The organism is Enterobacter sp. ECC-175 (genome assembly GCF_043968675.1).
GTDB lineage: Bacteria > Pseudomonadota > Gammaproteobacteria > Enterobacterales > Enterobacteriaceae > Enterobacter.
Window position 1 is genome coordinate 580669 of record NZ_CP143776.1, and the last position, 19217, is coordinate 599885.

General features: G+C 57.8%; 12 protein-coding genes and 2 pseudogenes. 7 read left to right on the plus strand and 7 right to left on the minus strand.

Translation table 11 applies throughout. The annotated features are described in order from the left end of the window. The first annotated feature begins 76 nt into the window (after window positions 1-76). The 6 genes from V1599_RS02865 to fabY all read left to right on the plus strand — a co-directional run bounded on the left by V1599_RS02865 (window position 77) and on the right by fabY (window position 4821). On the plus strand, window positions 77-973 hold the full coding sequence (locus tag V1599_RS02865; RefSeq protein WP_297119848.1) for a sugar kinase: 897 nt from the start codon (window positions 77-79) through the stop codon (window positions 971-973). 34 nt (window positions 974-1007) lie between these two features. Continuing rightward, the gene (locus V1599_RS02870) at window positions 1008-1808 is read left to right on the plus strand and encodes a DeoR/GlpR family DNA-binding transcription regulator (protein ID WP_112012706.1); all 801 of its coding nucleotides are present in this window, start codon (window positions 1008-1010) and stop codon (window positions 1806-1808) included. Between the two features lie 118 nt (window positions 1809-1926). Beyond that, window positions 1927-2526: a glucose-1-phosphatase gene (gene yihX / locus V1599_RS02875; protein ID WP_112012708.1), complete on the plus strand. Its 600-nt coding sequence runs from the start codon at window positions 1927-1929 to the stop codon at window positions 2524-2526. Further along, window positions 2520-3401, plus strand: a complete 882-nt coding sequence (locus V1599_RS02880; protein WP_395301001.1) for a virulence factor BrkB family protein — start codon at window positions 2520-2522, stop codon at window positions 3399-3401. Before yihX ends, V1599_RS02880 begins: the two co-directional genes overlap by 7 nt. After that, window positions 3398-3835: a D-aminoacyl-tRNA deacylase gene (gene dtd, locus V1599_RS02885; RefSeq protein ID WP_297119858.1), complete on the plus strand. Its 438-nt coding sequence runs from the start codon at window positions 3398-3400 to the stop codon at window positions 3833-3835. The genes V1599_RS02880 and dtd overlap by 4 nt, the downstream gene beginning before the upstream one ends. A gap of 44 nt (window positions 3836-3879) precedes the next feature. After that, on the plus strand, window positions 3880-4821 hold the full coding sequence (gene fabY / locus V1599_RS02890) for a fatty acid biosynthesis protein FabY (protein WP_395301002.1): 942 nt from the start codon (window positions 3880-3882) through the stop codon (window positions 4819-4821). Window positions 4822-4832: 11 nt separating this feature from the next. Here the strand turns inward: fabY and V1599_RS02895 are convergent, their stop codons facing one another. Continuing rightward, window positions 4833-5750 carry an alpha/beta hydrolase gene (locus tag V1599_RS02895; protein WP_297119863.1) on the minus strand — a complete coding sequence of 306 codons (918 nt, stop codon included), beginning with the start codon at window positions 5748-5750 and terminating at the stop codon, window positions 4833-4835. Window positions 5751-6125: 375 nt separating this feature from the next. On the opposite strand from V1599_RS02895, the gene V1599_RS02900 reads away from it, so the two are divergent. Then, on the plus strand, window positions 6126-6581 hold the full coding sequence (locus tag V1599_RS02900) for a SymE family type I addiction module toxin (RefSeq protein WP_297119866.1): 456 nt from the start codon (window positions 6126-6128) through the stop codon (window positions 6579-6581). Between the two features lie 44 nt (window positions 6582-6625). On the opposite strand, the gene V1599_RS02905 is transcribed toward V1599_RS02900, so the two are convergent. The 6 genes and pseudogenes from V1599_RS02905 to V1599_RS02930 form a co-directional block, all read right to left on the minus strand. After that, window positions 6626-7135 (minus strand): hypothetical protein, encoded by a 510-nt coding sequence (locus V1599_RS02905; RefSeq protein WP_181573265.1) that lies wholly within the window; start codon window positions 7133-7135, stop codon window positions 6626-6628. Between the two features lie 225 nt (window positions 7136-7360). After that, window positions 7361-7867, minus strand: a complete 507-nt coding sequence (locus V1599_RS02910) for a DUF2569 domain-containing protein (protein WP_258458749.1) — start codon at window positions 7865-7867, stop codon at window positions 7361-7363. Window positions 7868-7941: 74 nt separating this feature from the next. Beyond that, a complete protein-coding gene (locus V1599_RS02915; RefSeq protein WP_112012717.1) occupies window positions 7942-8214 on the minus strand; it encodes a hypothetical protein in 273 nt (90 codons plus the stop codon). Further along, window positions 8211-8867 (minus strand): annotated as a pseudogene (locus V1599_RS02920) (VENN motif pre-toxin domain-containing protein); the annotation flags it as partial. The gene V1599_RS02915 and the pseudogene V1599_RS02920, both read right to left, overlap by 4 nt. Window positions 8868-9284: 417 nt before the next feature. Next, window positions 9285-10601 carry a VENN motif pre-toxin domain-containing protein gene (locus tag V1599_RS02925; RefSeq protein WP_181573266.1) on the minus strand — a complete coding sequence of 439 codons (1317 nt, stop codon included), beginning with the start codon at window positions 10599-10601 and terminating at the stop codon, window positions 9285-9287. Between the two features lie 441 nt (window positions 10602-11042). After that, window positions 11043-19217, minus strand: a pseudogene (locus V1599_RS02930) (hemagglutinin repeat-containing protein).

Genomic DNA, 19217 nt, shown 5'->3' on the forward strand with positions numbered 1-19217 from the left:
AAAATAGACATGGGTCACTTTTTAAACATTTGGTGAAATTAAAATGAGCACATCAGAAAACGCAGAAGGAATCACCATGACTCGCATCGTTTGTGTCGGCATTACCGTGCTGGATCGCATCTGGTATCTCGATGATTTACCAAAGGAAGGTGGAAAATATGTCGCAAAAGAGTATACGGAGGTGGGCGGCGGCCCGGCGGCAACTGCGGCGGTGGCGGCGGCTAAACTGGGCGCAAGCGTGGATTTTATTGGCCGCGTGGGGGACGATGACACCGGCAGAAGGCTGCTCGCGGAGCTGGAATCCCTGGGGGTGAACACCCGCTATACGCGCGTAGTTAAGGGTGCCCGCTCGTCGCAATCGGCAGTGCTGGTGGACGCAGGCGGAGAACGAGTGATTGCCAACTACCCCAGTCCCGATCTGCCCGCCGGGGCAGACTGGCTGCATGAAATCGACTTCTCCCAGTGGGATATTGTTCTGGCAGACGTGCGCTGGCATGACGGGGCAAAACAGGCATTTACCCTGGCCCGCCAGCAGGGCGTACCGACGTTGCTTGATGCGGATGTCACCCCGCAGGATATCGCTGAACTGATCGCCTTAAGCGACCACGCGGCCTTCTCCGCGCCGGGGCTACGGCGCCTTACGCAGCTGGATGAAACAGAAGAGGCGCTGAAAAGAGCACAAACGCTCACAAATGGACATGTGTATGTCACGCAGGGACGAGACGGGTGCTTCTGGCTTGAAAACGGCGCGGTGTGTCATCAGCCCGGTTTTGAGGTCGACGTCGTTGATACTACCGGTGCGGGCGATGTTTTCCACGGCGCGCTGGCGGTCAGTCTGGGGCAGCAAACGCCCGCCGCCGACGCCGTGCGCTTTGCCAGCGCCGTTGCCGCCCTGAAATGCACAAGGCCCGGCGGACGCGCGGGGATACCTGACTGTGATCAAACCCGCTCTTTTTTGTCACTTTTTGTATAAAATGCGGGGCGTGATGGTTTTCAGAGGACAGCCCATGAGCCTTACCGAACTGACCGGTAACCCGCGTCACGATCAGCTGCTGACGCTGATTGCCGATCGTGGCTATATGAATATTGATGAACTGGCGCAGCTGCTGGACGTGTCGACGCAGACGGTGCGCCGGGATATTCGCAAGCTGAGCGAGCAGGGGCTGATCACGCGTCATCACGGCGGCGCGGGCAGGGCATCCAGCGTGGTGAACACGGCATTTGAGCAGCGTGAGGTTTCACTGACCGAAGAGAAGCGGGCGATTGCCGAAGCGATTGCGGATTATATTCCCGATGGCTCAACCATTTTTATCACTATCGGGACGACCGTGGAGCACGTGGCCCGGGCGCTGCTGAACCACAACCATCTGCGCATCATCACCAACAGCCTGCGGGTGGCGCATATTCTTTATAAAAATCCGCGTTTCGAAGTGATGGTGCCCGGCGGCACGCTGCGCGCGCATAACGGCGGGATTATCGGCCCGGCGGCGACGGCCTTTGTGTCCGGCTTCCGGGCGGACTACCTCGTGACCAGCGTCGGGGCGATTGAACACGACGGCGCGATGATGGAATTTGACGTTAACGAAGCCAGCGTGGTGAAAACCATGATCGCCCACTCGCGCCACATTTTACTGGCGGCCGATCATACGAAATACCATGCCTCCGCGGCGGTTGAAATTGGTAACGTGGCGCAGGCCACCGCGCTCTTCACCGATGAACTGCCGGGCTCGGCGCTGCAAAATCACCTCAAATCCAGCAAGGTCGAAGTGGTTGAAGTCCATTCCGGAGAAGAACAGCAGGCGGGTTGACCTACCTTTGGCCCGTTTTTTTCAGTCGGGCCTTTCCTTTCTTTAAGCTGAATCTGGCGCATAGCCAAACCTTCTCTTTCCCGCTACAGTTAATTTTCCACGGCGAAAGGAGATAAACATGCTTTATATCTTTGACTTAGGAAATGTCATCGTCGACATCGATTTTAACCGGGTACTGGGCGCATGGAGCGATTTTAGCCGTGTTCCGCTGGCGACGTTAAAACAGAATTTCGCAATGAGTGACACCTTCCATCAGCACGAACGCGGTGAAATTAGCGATGAAGCGTTTGCAGAACGCTTCTGCCAGGAAATGGGGCTCTCGTTAAGCTACGAGCAGTTTTCCCACGGCTGGCAGGCGGTATTTGTCGCGATCCGCCCGGAAGTCATCGACATTATGCAGAAACTGCGCGAACAGGGGCATCGGGTTGTGGTGCTGTCGAATACCAACCGCCTGCATACGACGTTTTGGCCTGACGAGTATCCCGAAGTCCGGGCGGCGGCGGATAAGATCTACCTCTCTCAGGAGATGGGGATGCGTAAACCCGAAGCGCGGATTTATCAGGCCGTACTCCAGGCTGAAGGATTTAGCGCGGCCGATGCGGTCTTTTTCGACGATAACGCCGATAATATAGAGGGAGCTAACCAGTTGGGTATCACGTCAATTCTGGTGACCGGGAAAGAGACGATACCGAACTACTTTGCGAAGCAGCTATGCTAAAAACCGTTCATCAAAAAGCCACGCACCACACTCGACCGCTGCGTGCGTGGCTGAAACTCCTCTGGCACCGCATTGACGAAGACAACATGACCACGCTGGCGGGGAACCTCGCCTACGTGTCGCTGCTTTCGCTGGTGCCGCTGGTGGCCGTTATCTTTGCGCTGTTTTCCGCCTTCCCGATGTTTGCGGACGTGAGCGTGCAGCTTCGCCACTTTGTTTTCGCGAATTTCATCCCCGCGACCGGCGACATCATCCAGAACTACATTGAGCAGTTTGTGGCTAACTCCAGCAAGATGACGGCGGTAGGTGCGTGCGGGCTTATCGTCACGGCGCTGCTGCTGATGTACGCCATTGATAGCGCGCTCAACGCCATCTGGCGAAGTAAAAAAGCGCGGCCCAAGGTTTATTCGTTCGCCGTCTACTGGATGATTTTAACGCTCGGCCCGCTGCTGGCCGGGGCAAGCCTCGCCATCAGCTCGTACCTTCTTTCGCTGCGCTGGGCGAGCGATCTGAATACCGTGATCGACAACGTTCTGCGCATCTTCCCGCTGATTTTGTCGTGGCTCTCTTTCTGGCTGCTGTACAGCGTGGTGCCAACCACGCGCGTGCCCAACCGCGATGCTGTGGTAGGGGCGCTGGTCGCGGCGCTTCTCTTTGAGCTGGGTAAAAAAGGTTTTGCCCTCTACATCACTATGTTCCCGTCCTACCAGCTGATTTACGGCGTGCTGGCGGTGATCCCCATTTTGTTTGTCTGGGTTTACTGGACGTGGTGTATCGTCTTGCTTGGTGCAGAGATTACTGTCACTCTCGGCGTATACCGTGAACTCAAAAAAGCAGCAGAAGCTGAAAAACGACAAGAAGCAGACCAACCATGATTGCATTGATTCAGCGCGTAACCCGTGCCAGCGTCACCGTGGAGGGCGAGGTGACGGGTGAAATTGGCCCAGGACTTTTGGTGTTGTTAGGTGTCGAAAAGGATGATGACGAACAAAAGGCGAACCGCCTGTGCGAGCGCGTGCTGGGCTACCGCATCTTTAGCGATGCGGAAGGCAAGATGAACCTCAACGTGCAGCAGGCGGGCGGCAGCGTGCTGGTGGTGTCCCAGTTTACGCTGGCGGCGGATACCGAGCGCGGCATGCGCCCGAGTTTCTCCAAAGGCGCCGCGCCGGATCGCGCAGAAGTGCTTTACGAATACTTTGTTGAGCGCTGCCGCCAACAGGACATGAACACGCAAACCGGACGATTCGCTGCGGATATGCAGGTATCGCTGGTGAACGATGGCCCCGTGACGTTCTGGCTCCAGGTATGAGCCAGCTGGCGGCGTGGCCGCGGGTAACAAGAGAGAGTACAGCTATGTATCACCTTCGAGTACCGCAAACGGAAGAAGAGTTAGAAGCGTATTACCAGTTCCGCTGGGAAATGCTGCGTAAGCCGCTCCACCAGCCGAAAGGATCGGAACGCGACGCCTGGGACGCCATGGCGCACCACCAGATGGTGGTGGATGAAGAGGGCAACCTCGTCGCCGTCGGGCGTCTGTATATCAACGGCGATAATGAAGCCTCGATTCGCTTCATGGCGGTGGATCCGTCCGTTCAGGATAAAGGGCTGGGGACGCTGATCGCCATGACGCTCGAGTCCGTCGCCCGGCAGGAGGGCGTTAAGCGCGTCACCTGTAGCGCCCGCGAAGACGCGATGGATTTTTTTGCCAAGCTGGGCTTCGTGAACCAGGGCGAAATCACCACGCCGCAAACCACGCCGATTCGTCACTTTTTGATGATCAAACCGATCGCCACCCTGGACGACATTCTTCACCGCGCCGACTGGTGCGGGCAGCTGCAGCAGGCCTGGTACCAGCACATTCCGCTGAGCGAAAAAATGGGCGTGCGCATCCAGCAGTACACCGGGCAAAAGTTCATTACCACCATGCCGGAAGTCGGCAATCAGAACCCGCACCACACGCTGTTTGCCGGTAGCCTGTTCTCGCTGGCGACCCTCACCGGCTGGGGTCTGATCTGGCTGATGCTGCGCGAACGCCACCTTGGCGGCACCATCATCCTGGCGGATGCCCACATTCGCTACAGTGCGCCTATCAGCGGCAAGCCCAGCGCGGTGGCCGATCTCGGCGCGCTCGGCGGCGACCTTGACCGTCTGGCCCGCGGCCGCAAGGCACGCGTGCAGATGCAGGTTGAGCTGTTCGGCGATGAAACGCCGGGCGCGGTGTTTGAAGGCACCTACATCGTCCTTCCCGCGAAGCCGTTTGGCGCGTTTGAGGAAGGGGGGAATGAGGAGGAGTAATCTCCTCACTGTTATCGCCGGGCGAGGTTAATCCGCCAGGCGATATCGTGCATAAGGTCACGTGCTGAGGGGCTAATTCCCCCAAGCTGGAAGAAGCCGTGGATGACTCCCAGCCATCGCTGGGCGGTACATGTTACGCATTGCTCCGTCAGGTGCTGATGGAGCGCTTCGCCTTCATCGCAAAGCGGATCATACTCAGCGGTAATAATATGCACAGGCGGTAGGCCGTGAAAATCATCGCGCCACAGGGGGCTGGCTTCCGGATGACGATGGTCTATCTTCGCAAGATACATCTCATAACCACTGAGCAGCGTATCACGGGTAATTACGTAATCTTTTCCATTCAGGGAATAACTTTCAAAACTCGCAGTGGCGTCGAGCATAGGATAGATAAGAATAAGTTGCGCAGGTTGCCAGAGCGCTTTTGCTTTGAGCCGCAGCGACGTTACCAGCGCCAGATGTCCCCCCGCACTGTCTCCGCAGAGCGTAATTTGATTTTTATCCACGCCTAGCTGGTCTGCATATTGCCAGACAAGATCTGCACCTTTCTCTGCATCATCGTGAGCGGCGGGGAAAGTATGTTCGGGCGCAAGCCTGTACTGAATTGCTATAACACGGCAATTGCCGAAGCGCGCCAGCTGACGAAGTTGATTATCGTGCGTTTCAAAACCGCCGCTGACAAAGCAGCCGCCATGATAGTAGATGACAGCCGGTAGTGCCGTCGGGGCATTCAGAGGTGAAAAAACCTTAACGGTAAGATCTTCCAGTTTTAGCGTTTCCACTTTTACCCGCTGCTCGGTTTCTCCGGCAAGCACCGTACTGGCAACATATCCCTCCCGGCGAGCATCAATGCTCATGAAGCGTGAAGAGGGCCGACCAGCAGCGATGAAATCCTCAACAAGGTTATAAATCCCTTTTTCCAGTGTCATAGTTTTGTTCTCATGCCTGTATAGATACACAGGTTTATAACGCTCTTTGTGGCAGATGAAAAGTGAGGGTGAGGATAAGGATTCAAAACTGGAAAGCGGCTCGCAAAATTTCATTCCCTGAAAATATTTACCGAGATTATTTAAAATGAGCTGATACAGCCTCTTGTATTATTTCTACGAGCCGCCTCGCATTTATTAAACGTTTCCCGTAATGCAGTGCTGTATCTTTATCCATAGAGGTATAATGGGCGCAGGAAAAATCAGCAATACAGACTGTGAATAATATGTAGTGACAGTGAAATGGTATGAACGCGGTATAAAGGTGCGCTAACACCGATATACCGCTAACCACAAACAACTAATGAGGAGTTGATTATGGCTGCGAAGGATTCTATGCCAGAGCGGGCTATTGCCCAAACAGAAATTGCAGTATTTGAGTGTGATAACGATATTCGCGAGCCGGTGCACAAAAAAGATGCCCGTCGCCTCCATGGTAAGCGGACTGATGCCGCCTCTTTACATCCCAGAGCTGAAACGCCGCAGGACAGTTCGGCCTGTTGTGAACTCTATTCCCGGATGGACAGAAACTACCTTCCCCTTAGCGGGCAGTGGTTGTCGAACGCAGGATTCATTGATGGCATGCCGGTGAAAATCCGTGTAATGAAGGATTGTATCGTGATCACACCACAACATACACGCGAGCTATGGGGTTGCCTGGAAGGTATGAGTATGGTGTATATAAATAAACAAAAAGTGGCGGACTGGTTGAAGGCATTTCCCGGGGCGTTGAATGATTTGGGGGATGTGCCGGTGATCAAGCGCGGTAATTGACACTTAAAAGAGAGATCCCGGCTCAGTGGCCGGGATTTGATGTGCTATCTTTTTTTTCTATGACTGTACCGTCGATAATGAATCCATCCACAACTAGACCCTGCAAGAAGTCCACAAAAGATACCTGATTTTATTGCTTTCATAAAATTAATATTTGAGAAGCTAAATTTTCCTGAATAAAATAACTCAGACCTAATTTGGACGAGTATAAACCATAATGAGAAAACGAGCATTAGAGTGAAAATGAGATACAAGAAAGTAAGTAGAACCTTAAAAATATTATTCCTCATTCCCCCCCCCTCCGCGTACTTTTTAACCCACTTACCTGCCTGATCATTCGAAAATTCATATGTGCCAGAGCCAAATATAATTCCAGTTGTGCCCGGTAAGGGATCTATTGGTAAAGGTTTTGATACTCCCATCCCAACATCAGTCCAGATCCAGTCTTTCCACGGTTTCATTGGATTAAAGACTTTATCAAATCGTCCCTGAATTAACTTTCCGACACCATAGCCTAACCCTGATGCCGCTCCGCTGATTACCCCACCTTTCATCGGGTCATCTCCTGCTTCAGGTCATAACGGCCATACCATAGCGCTTCCCATTACAGCAACGGCTGTTTCACACGAAACTGGGGTACTGCCGCTACAGGCTTCCTTAATCGCAGCCTGTTGTTCTTCCTGCCATTTCTCTACTGTTCCCGGTTTGTTCGCTTCAGCTGCTGCCAGCACATGCACCAGCGAGTTATTCTCAACAACAAAGTCATTAATCAGACATAGCTACCGACAAAAAACAATATTAATTCTTTTGGAATAAATAAAATAAGGTATCCATATAACAACACCAAATATTCCACTCACTAGTAATCTGATATTTCCTGAATCCAGCTGTACATCAAAAAGAATAGCCGGTAATACAGTAAGATAGAGAGCAACAATCAGTCCTGTTGCATAATAAGTGATCATGGCTTTTCGAGTTCCAATCTTGCGTCTAAAAAACAACCACGTTGCATAAAGGGAAACAATGAATCCACATATCAGAAACGCAAATGCCCCCATAGCGTAATAAGATAAAAAGCCAGTTCTATGGAAATAATTGAATGCGGTCATGGTGAAGCTGTAAAAATCAATAGCACTACCAATAACACCCAGGAGGAGCCCCAGAGCAGGAAGATATAATAGTCCATTAATTTTACTTAACTCCTCGTTTTCACAAACATCACACAATCCAGACTCTTTGTTTGCTTCTAAACCTTTACATTTTATACATTCCATTTTTTGTTCCATCTTTCATTCATGGTGTGACGATCATGTTTGGTTTTCTAAACACCCCACCACATAGATGGGGATTATTACTAATTTCAATCAGGATCTGAAGGTGGGGGAGATTTTCGGGCTTTGCGTTCGTCCAGCCAGGCAAAAAACCATGTTCTTGAACCCGCAGCAAGCCCAACGATTCCGCTAATCACAAGTAAATCAGTAACATTTTTTTTAGTAAAAACAAAACCGCTTTCATACCAAATTCTAATCGCACAATCAGCAATAAAAGCAAACACTAAAAATGCCACGAAATAATACGCAGTACTTCCCAGAAACATCCATAAAGACGGTTTTGTCATTTTCTTAATCTTCATTCCTTCTTCCCTGCATCTTTCACTTTGTTGCTGATAAATTCACCGCCAAAAGCACCAAAAATATCGTTAACTTCGCTTGAGAATGGACCAAATTTTCCAAATGTACCACCTGACCATGCACTGAGTCCGGCTCCCGCGATAGCTGCGCCATTTGGTCCATCTGTAAATACTGCCCCGCCCATTGCAATACCCGTATTTGCCCATATACCGCGGCCCGGAGCAAGTGTCCCCATAGTGAATGAGGTGGCACTTCCCAGGTAATCCCACGATTTACCTTCATTTCCCGGCTTGCTCAGATCATAGTATTGATAGCCACCGTTAGCTGTCAGACCAAGAACTCCACCACCAATAACCTTACCCGCCGTTGCTGCCGGACCCAGATACCAAGCCCCGGCAATCATCACACCATCCTGATAACCTTCCACAATAGCCTTCGTGATATTCGCCCCTTCCGGTAAATCACCTTTGGCTATTTTATCCAGCCCGGCCTGTTTCTCTTCAGCCGACAGCCCGTTAGTTTCTGCGTAATGATTCCACGAGGCTGCTGCCTGTCCGTAACTCATCATTCGTGACGGCAGACTCAGCGCATTATTCTCAACCACCGTCTTCCCGGCCTGCGCCCCCGCAATGGCGCTTGCCGTGCCGTCTTCTGCATCCCCGCCCGCACAGCATTGGCCACCATGTGGGTGGCAGCTTTTTTCTACCTCATTACCTCTTTCTTCAGTTCCATCCGGTGCTTGATATTCTCCTCAACATACGGTGCGGTGACCATGTGACCATGTGACCATGTGACCATGTGACCATGTGACCATGTGACCATGTGACCATGTGACCATGTGACCATGTGACCATGTGACCAACTGATCGACTATCTCCTTCGGATTATTAAAGAGCTAATACCTCCTAGACTCCCTCCGAATAGTCCAATTTTTAAACTTAATAAGAGTGTTTCCTCTAAAGGAAATGCAAGGTGATTAATCCAGCAAATCAGAAAACGCCCTAAAAAAACAAATAAAAAAGGAGTATGCTTCCTACAAAAACCATGTATGCAATTATAAGTAATTCTTTTTTCATTTTGATTCTCCATTATTTTTTAACTCAATGAGCTTTGGTCCACCTTGTGCAACTCCTTCGGTGGCAGAAGAACTAAAAATACCACCCCATACTGCAGGGCGCACATCAAATAGCATTGGCTTACTTATACCCATATCCATGCTGACCCACTCATAACTTTTCCATGAAGGGTTTAATATTTTATTTAATGGGGTTTGAATAAGGTATTTCCCGCCTAAATAACCAGCACTTGCACCTAAAGCTCCCCAGGCTGCACCTGTAAACGGATCATCTCCTTTAAAATAATTTGATGTTGCACCACCTGCCGCGTTCCAGCCTACAGTTCCCCAGCCTCCTGTATTTGCAGTAAATGCACCTACATAACTTGCTATCAGGACATCCGTTGGATTTATTTCACCATTAACAAGGTATTGCACTCCGGCATTAGCGACTCCACCAATACCTGAAGTCACCTGCATTCCTCCTGGCAAATAAATAAGCCCTGCTGATGCCATTGCAAATGCTACCGCATTGGCTTCGTTCTGTGCTTTCTGGCATTCAGTCCCGGAAGGATTATCGGAACATGTCGTCATATTCGTTCCGTGCTGTTGTAGCCACGCAACCTGTGCATCTTCACTCCCGGCCATCAGGTTATTCTCAACCACCGTCTTTCCGGCCTGCGCCCCTGCAATGGCGCTTGCCGTGCCGTCGCCTGCAACGCCGCCCGCTATTCCTGCTGCAAGTGTCGCCAGCGCGCTGATGGTCTGCTTCTCCGTCTCATCAAGCTTGTCCAAATCCTTGTCATACAGCTGCAGAGCAATACTGCCCGCCAGCTCCCCGGCCAGCGCACCCGCCGCGCCCGCGAGCGCGTCCTTGCCCTGCATCGCCGCCAGCACGGCGTTCGCCACCGCATGGGCGGCGGCCTTTTCGGCCTCCCTGCCTTTTTCGTCCAGCCCCATCCCGTGGCCGATGATTTTCGCCACGTACGGCGCGGCGGCTCCGGCCAGCGCGGCGGTCATGTCGCCGCCCGCCAGTCCCTGGGCTGCCGCGGTGGCGGCCTGGATGGCGCGCTGCATGTCGCTGCCCGTGCCGTACTGCTCCATCGCCGTGCGTCCGGCCTGTTCGGCTATCTCCTGCGGGGTCGGGTTGCTCTTGCCCCCGGCCCTCAGCTTCTCCTCCGCGGCGCTGAGCGCGGCAGGGTCCTTCATGGCCTCCTGCTTCGCGATTCCACCCTGCGTTTTAGCGATATCCGCCATCGCCTGATTCTTACCGGACAGGTCGCTCAGCGCCTTGCTACAGTAGCTATCGCCCGCCGCACAGGCAGCCAGCGCCATGGCCGCATCAGCTGCATAATCTGCTGAACCTAGTGCCGCATCACCCGTATCAGCAAGGCCATTGATAATGGCGTTTGCGATAGCAGATGTTGTACCTTCACCCAGCTTTCCCTGATCTGATTTTTTAGAGATTCAGCAGCCTGTTTTGCTGCTTCGCGAGCCTTATCACCGGATAGCTAGTTATTCTCAACTAAAATCCTTTCATCTTAAAAAGATATAATACAACCCAACCCAAACCCAATATAAGGCCACCTACTCCCCCTAGCTGCGCTGCATAAAAAATATCGCTCCACAATATTTCAAAAAAACCGCTTTGAAACCATGATAACGAGATAAACGCTAGCTTCGTTGTTATGCCAACTAGGATCATGCCAATACAGCTGAAAAAGAGAATTGATCCGCATATAATAAACTTACCAATTAATACACGAGAAGAAGATTTCATTTCTTAAGTTCCTCTGATACTTTTTCTGTTGCTTTTCCTCCTAGCTCGGATCCTACAGAACCACCTATATCTCCAGCCATTCCCGGAATATTGCTCGTTTTCATGCCTTCTCGAATGATATCGTTACGATTTACTTCAGCATATTTTATCCACGTAGGATCGTACTTAGGATTCCAGCCATTTGTTACCCATTTCCCTACTGCATTTGTAATCTTATCTACACCCCAAGTCATCCCCTTGCCGATACCATACCCAGTAGCAGAACCAATACCATTTGAAATTGCACCAGAAAGCGGATCTTTATTGTCAATCCAGTTACCCAACGCACCACCCGCCGCATTCCAGCCAACAGTACCGACAATTCCGTTCCCCACACTGAATACGTTTACCCAACCAGCAATGGCGGCATTCGCTGGATCAATTGCGCCATCTGCCCAGTAACTGACCCCGGCATTAGCACCAGCACCAAGCCCCCACATTACCTGAGCACCACCGGGCAATAACGCCACGCCACCGCTTGCCAGTGCCAGTCCGACGGCATCCCGTTCATTCATTGCTTTCTGGCAGCTTGCTGAAGAGGGGGCGTCTGCACAGCTCGCCATATCAGTTCCGTGCTGTTGTAGCCACGCAACCTGTGCATCTTCACTCCCGGCCATCAGGTTATTCTCAACCACCGTCTTCCCGGCCTGCGCCCCCGCAATAGCGCTTGCCGTGCCGTCTCCCGCTACGCCGCCCGCTATCCCTGCGGCAAGGGTTGCCAGTGCGCTGATGGTCTGCTTCTCCGTCTCATCAAGCTTGTCCAAATCCTTGTCATACAGCTGCAGAGCAATACTGCCCGCCAGCTCTCCGGCCAGCGCGCCCGCCGCGCCCGCGAGCGCGTCCTTGCCCTGCATCGCCGCCAGCACGGCGTTCGCCACCGCGTGGGCGGCGGCTTTTTCGGCCTCTTTGCCTTACTTCTCCAGCCCCATCCCGTGGCCGATGATTTTCGCCACGTACGGCGCGGCGGCTCCGGCCAGCGCGGCGGTCATGTCGCCGCCCGCCAGGCCCTGCGCGGCCGCGGTGGCGGCCTGAATGGCGCGCTGCATGTCGCTGCCCGTGCCGTACTGCTCCATCGCCGTGCGTCCGGCCTGTTCGGCTATCTCCTGCGGGGTCGGGTTGCTCTTGCCCCCGGCCCTCAGCTTCTCCTCCGCGGCGCTGAGCGCGGCCGGGTCCTTCATGGCCTCCTGCTTCGCGATTTCCCCCTGCGTTTTAGCGATATCCGCCACCTGCATGCCGATTTCCGCGATAAGCTGCGCCTCCTCCATCCTGCGCTGCTCCTTCTCCCTGTCGAAGATGGCGTCGATGCTGCCGTTGGCATTCGCCGTGTCGCGAGAGAGGGTGGCGATATCCTGCGTCTGGTTTGCGCCATCACGGACGGTAACGGTTCCTTCCCCGATGGCCGCACGCGTCGTGCCCTCCGCGCTGCCGCTGCTGTCCGCCCCGACCAGCAGGTTGCTCGCCATGTTCCCGGCAAACTGCCCGGCGATGCTGCCGCCGGTGCTGATGCCCGCGCTCTGGTGCTGCACGTCGTATTCGGCGGCGTTATGGATATCGCTCCAGCCGAGCGTCCCGGTGTCGAGACGGTTCCTGTCCGCGGCGGCGGTGGAGGCGATAACCGCGCCGTCGAGCTGGGTGTGGTCGCCGACGGTGATATCAAAGCCGCCGGAGCCCGCGAAGATGCCGGTCTGCTCCTTCACGGAGGCATAGTCGCTGGTCATTTTATCGCGGCTGTAGCTGACGCTGGCGGAGCCGCTCATGGAGCCAATGGAGAAGCTGCCGCCCGCGCTGGCGTTCTGCTGTTTGCTGTCGTAGCTGTCGGTGTCCTGCCCGCTGGCGAGGGTCAGGTTACGGCCGATATCCGCCACCACGGTTTTGCCGCTGGCCTGCGCCCCGGCGAGGGTGGCGTCGCGGCCGCTGACGATGCTGAGCGTCTCTCCGGCGTTCAGCATGGATTCGGTGTGGGTGGTGCCGTTGCCGCGCTCCGTGCCTTTGCCGCCGTTGACGCTGGCGGAGACGCTGAAGCCAACGCCGCCGGAGCCGTAGCCGATACCGACGCCCGCGCTGCCGCCGTGGCTTTCGTTTTTGCCGTCGAGCGTGGAGGTGTTGAGGGCGGAAATCAGGTTCACGTCGCGGCTGGCCTGTAGCCAGAGGTCGTTCTGCGCATCAAGCTGGCTGCCGTGTACCAGCAGGTCGCCGTCGGTAGCCACCACGGTGAGGTTGTTCCCGGCGGTGAGGCTGCTGCCTCTGGCGGTGGTCTGGGTGCTGGTCTGGGTGGAGGTTGACGACTGGCTGCCGTAGGAGAGGCTGACGCCGACGGTGTTGTCATTGCCCTTCTGGTTGCCGGTGGCCTGGTCGAGCAGGACGGACTGGGCGCCCTGTCCGATGGTCAGCGCGCCTTTCACCGCCTGCAGGGCGGCGAGGCGGTCGTTGCCGGTTTCACCGGCCTGCTTCAGGGTGCGGACGCTGCTGTCGAGCGCGCCGCCCGCAGCGCCGGAGAGCGCGAGGGTCAGGCCGGAGGTTTTCTGCTCGACGGTGTGGGTCTGGGTGCCGCTGTCGGTGGCGGCGGTGATGCTGACGTTTTTCCCGGCGAGCGTCATGTCCTGCCCGGCAATCAGCTCGGAGCCGTGGACGCTCAGGGCGTTGCCCGCGCTCAGGGTAACGCTGCCGTTAACGGAGCCGAGGGTGCTGCCGAGATGGGTGGCGTCCTGCGCGGTGTCGGTAATTTTCAGGCTCTGCTTGCCATAGCTGGCACCGATGCCGCCCGTGCCGGACAGGCCGGTTTTTTTCTCCTGGCGCCAGTGGAGTTCCTGCGAGGACTCTTCGGCGGTGGTCACCGAGAGGTTATTCCCGTCGGCAAGCGCCACGTCCTGCGTGCCGATGACCTGGCTGCCGCTGACGGTGAGGTCCCGGCCGCTGACGATGGTCACGCTGTCGCCGCCCAGGCGGGAGGCGGTGGCGCGGTTAACCAGGGTCTCGTCGTGGGTCTCCAGCGAGCTGCCCGAGAGCAGGCCGCTGCTCTGCTGCTTGCTGTGTTCGGTGAGGTGATAGCCGCTCCGTCCGGCATTGATGGTGACGTCGTTGTCAGCCTGCACCATCAGCGCCTTCCCGGCGTCGAGCGCGGCGGCGGTGGCGATCAGGTTATTGCCCGCCGCGAGCGTGAGGTTGCCGCTGGCCGTGATGCTGCTGCCCGCATCCTCGTGCTGGGTCAGGGTGCGCCAGGTGTCCTTGCCGAAGCGGCTGTCCTCGCTGTGGGTCAGCGTCTGCACGCCGAGGGTAATGTCGTTCCCGGCCTGCAGCAGGGCGTCCCCCTGGCTGTTGACCTGGGTGGCGTCCAGGCGGATGTCGTTGCGCGCGGCGAGCTGCAGCGTGCCGTTCTCGTTCTGAACGAACACCGTGGCCAGACGGTCAATGTACTGGCCGTCGGCGTTGGTGGTGATCGTGCTGCGGCTGATGATGTCTCGCCCGGCGGCGAGCGTCACGCCGTCGCGCCCGGAGAGCTGGCCGCCGGTGTTGATGATGTCCTGGCGGGCGGCGAGGCTGAGCGCCCCGGCGTCCATGCGCCCGGTGTTGCTGATGTTCTGCGCGGAAACCTGCGCGCGATCGCGCCCGGCGAGGGTGCCGCTGTTGGTCAGGTCGCCCGCTACGTCCAGCGCCATCTGGCGTCCGGCGAGCAGCGCGCCGCTGCCGTCAACGTCGCCGGGCTGCACGCGAGCATACACCTGCGGCACCAGCACCTCTTCGCGGCTGCCGTCCGGCAGGGTGACGGTCTGCGTCACCATCCACACCATGTCGGTGGTGAGCAGGGCCATCTGCTCCGGCGTCAGGGCGACGCCCGGCACCAGGTTGTACTGGCGGGCAAAGGTGACGCCGTTGTCCATCAGCGCCTGATACTGGGCCTCGTCGCTGCTGTAATTTCCAAGGAAACGCTGCCCCGTCAGGGCCATAACCTGATCGCGGATCAGCTTCTGCTCGTAGTAGCCGTCGCCGAGGCGACGCAGGATCCGGTCCGGGTCGCGGGTCAGCTGGCTCATCATATAATCCGAGCCGAGCCATTCGCGGTTGTTCGCGAAGCGCGGATCGGTCTCCACCAGGTAACCCGCGCTGCTTTCCGGGTGCACCACGTACAGGCTGCTGTCCGGCAGGCGGACGTCGGGCGTCAGTACCCGGATTTCACGCGGGGTTTCGCCGCTGGCGGTGACCGGAACGATAACGACCGGGGAGACGCTGCTGTCGCCGCGCGCGCTGTCCGGCCCGTTGATCTGAACGTCGTCCCGGGCGGTAATCACGGTGCCCGAGCCGGTCACGCTGGCGTTGCCCTGCCAGGCGAGAATGCCGAGGTCAATCGTCTCCGTCAGCGGGGCCGGTGCGTAGCTGCTCCGGTCCTTGCCCTGGGTCGTTTTGGTGCCGCCTATCTTTTTCTTCTTCTTTTTGGCGTACCAGCGGGTCTGGGTGCCGGTATCGGTGGTGATACGCACGCCGGTGGTGGCTTCGTTATCAATCCGGTCTGCAAGCGCGCTGAGCGTGCCGCCTGCCACAATCTGGCTGTCGCGGTTGGTTATCTGTCCGGCGGTGATGGCCATGTTGCCGCCCGCGATAATCTGGCCCGGATCGCTGCGGGTAACCTGCGTCTCCTGCACCTTGCGGGTGTAGTCGTACTCGTAAAACTCCTTGCCGCCTTTCCCGCCCGGCGTCTGCGCGTCGTGGACGCCGTACTTATCCTTTTTGCTGAGATCGACCTCGCTCCAGTCGTAGCGCACGATGTCGCCCTTGTACGTCATCTCGTGACGCTTGCTGGTTTCGGTGGTGACGATTTTCGTGGTCAGGTGGTCGTTAATGTTGTTCAGCGTGGCGACGTCAAGCCGCAGGCTGCCGCCGGCCTCGATGCGCGCGCTGTGGTTGTCGATCAGCTGCGCCTGCCCGCTGGCCGTGTGGTTCTTATCAAGCGTACCGCCGATCGCCATGTCGCCGTCGCTGTAAATCAGGCCGTGCTCCACGTTGGTCACGGTCTGCGCCCCGATGTCCAGCCGCGACCGCGCGGCGATGACCGGTGCCTTTTTGCCGTTGCCGGAATTATTCAGCGTGCCGGTGGCGATGGCGACGTGGTCGCCGTAGATGCGCCCGGAAGGGGCGTTGGTGAGCGAGCCGCTCTCAATCCAGGTGAGGCCGCCGTCGAGCAGGCCTTTGTTGGTCAGGGCGTTCTTGATCGCAAGATGGTTTTCACCGGCGCTGATCTCGCCGTCAGCGTTGTTGGTCAGCTTGTTCGCCGCGAGCGTCAGCGTGCCGCCCGCTTGAATCTGCGCGTTATTGGTCACCGCCTTGGCAACGCTGATGTCGGCGTTGCCGACCGCGATGATCCGCCCGCTGTTGGTGAACGCCTGAGCAAGAGTCAGAGCGAGATCGCCCAGAGAGAGAATTTCGCCGTCGCCGCTGAGGTCGCGAGCGGTGAGGCTCACGCCTTCATCGGCGATCAGCGTGCCGCCGGTATTGGTAACGCTGAGCGTTTTTCCGCCGCTGACGTCCAGCTGCCGTTCGGCGGAGAGCAGGCCGAGGGCGTTATTGAGCGCGGTGGTCACGTTGAGGGCAAGCTGTCGGCCAGCCCGCATGGCTCCGTCCGCGTTGCTGACGGTCTGGCTGACGATGCTAACGGTGTCGCCCTCAATGCCCCGATCTTCACCGGAGGTGGCGTCGTTCAGCAGCGACTGCGCGGTGACGGACAGCGTGCCGCCGCTGCGCATCAGGCCCGCGGTGTTGTCCGTCAGTCCGGCGGCAATCAGGATATCGCCCGGAGAGAGCAGCTCGCCGTCCTGGTTGAGCAGGGCGGTGGCCTGAACGTCGATCGCGCCGCCCGCTATGCTGCCGCGGTGGTTGTCCAGCTCGCTGACGCGTAGCGCGGCCTGCCCGGCAGCCTGAATCGCGCCGTTCTGGTTGTTGAGCGCCTGGCCCTGCGTGTCGATGCTGACGTCGCCGCCGCCCGCGATGAGGCCCTGCGCGTTATTCAGCTCGCCGCTGTTGAGCGTCAGGCTGCCGCCGCTGAAAATCCCTCCGCGCTCGCTGCCCTGCTGGTTGATGAGCGTTTGCCCCTGCGTGTCGAGCGTCAGGGCGGCGTTTGTCTGGATCAGGCCGTCGGTGTTGTCAAAGGCGGTGCTTTTCCCGGTCAGCGCGCCGGCGGCGGCGAGGGTGCCCTGCCGGTTGTTGACCTGCGCGGCGCGGAAGGTCAGGCCGCCGTTCTGCGCAATAATCTGCCCGTCCTGGTTATCCAGCCCGCCCCGCAGGGTGAGCGACATTGCGTCGTCGCCGAGCTGCAGCATTGTCCCACTGCGGTGCGACAGGCTGTCGGCATTGATAGTCAGCCGCTGTGCCTGGGTAACGCTGTCGTCCATCTGCAGCTGGCCCGCGCGTAACGTCAGGCTGCCGCTGCTGAACAGGTCGCCGCCGTTGCCCTGTACGCTGCTGGCGGAAACGGTGAACTGCTCGCCGCCGTGCAGCAGCTGGCCGCGCGTGTTGTTCAGGGTTGCCGTGTCGATGGTGAACCGCTTTGCGTTGCTGCTGATGGCGCCGTCCTGGTTATCCAGCCCGTCCCGCAGGGCGAGCGTCAGGTCGCTCGTGCCGATCTGCACCAGTTGGCCCCCGGCGTTGAGCAGGCGGCGGGCATCCAGGGTAAGCGTCTCTCCGCCGAGCGCGCCCCCGCGGTTGTCCACCGTGGCGGCCTGCTGCACCGCCAGCGTCTGCCGCGCGCTGACGGTAGCCTGCGCGGTGGTGACGTCCTTGCCCTTTGCGTTCAGGGTCACGTTACGTCCGGCGGTCCGGCTGCCGTGCAGATCGACGCCGCTGCCGGTCAGTCGCGCGTCGCCCGCCGCCTGGTGCTGCCCCTGCAGGCTCAGCAGGCCGCGGCTGGTGACGGTCAGGTCCCCGCTGTCAGCAACGCTGCCGTCAGCGTTGAGTCCGGCCGCCAGCACGCTTTGCGAGGTGCCGTTAACGCGGTCTGCTTCAACCTTCACGCTGCCCGCCCCGGCCAGAAAACCGTCGTGGTGCAGCGCGCCCGCAGCCGTTACCGTGGCGTTGCCGCCTGCGTAAACTGTGCCGCTGCTGGTGAGGCTCTCGTTCGTGGTGAGGCGGATATCCTGCCGGGCGGTGATGTTGCCGCTGTTTTCAATGCGTCCGTCGGCGGAGAGGGTGACCGTCCCGGCTTCCGCGCCGATATTGCCCGCGTTGCGTACCCCGACGCCTTTTTCCGTGCCGAGCAGGCGGATTTTTCCGGCGTACATGCCGCCAACCTGCGCGACGTCCAGCGCCAGTACGGGTTTTGCCGAACCGCCACCCGCGAGGGCCGTGACCTTTTCATGGTCCGCATCCACCGCGTTGCGCCCGGTGGTGACGCGCAGATCCTGCGCGTGGATGGCGGCGTTCACCTGTACCGCCCGGGCGATGATGTCGGTGTGCTCCTGCCGGGAGGAATCCAGCCCGCTGCCGTTAACGATAATGTCACCGCGCTCCGCCTGATACCCGGTTATCCGGCCGTCCTGCATCTGCGCGGTGCCTGTGGTCAGCGTGGCGCGCCCGGCGTTGATAAAGCCGCAGCCGTCGCAGGTGATGCCGGACGGGCTGGCGATGACCACGTCGGCCTTCTGTCCGGCCACCTCAATGTAGCCGTTGAGCTGGCTCGGGTTGCGCGCGTTCACTTCGTTGAGGATGACCTTCGCCTCGCCTTTTGCCAGCCACGGGTTGGCCGTGACCATGCCGCCGATCTGGGTTGAAGTGTTTTTATGCGAGTTGTTGAGGATCACCCCATCCCGGCCCACGTCGAACTGGCTGTAGGTGTTGCGGGAGACGCCGCCTGCCGACGGCGTCTGGATATTCACCTGCGTCGTACCGTTGGCGGTGCTGATGACGGTGGGCTGCTGCTTGCCGGGCGCGGAGGCGTCCGCCACGATGCCCGCGGCCTGTACCGCTATCGCACCGGAGGCCAGCCACAGGGCGAGGCTGAGCGCCCCGACGCGGCAGACAAGGCGCTGAAGGCTGCGTCCGATCCCGGAGGAGGCCGAGCTTCCCGTACAGCCGCGGGCAAGCTCGGAGACGACCATCAGCATGCCGCGGGCTTTGTTAAAGACGATACGGTACAGGCGTTTGTTCAT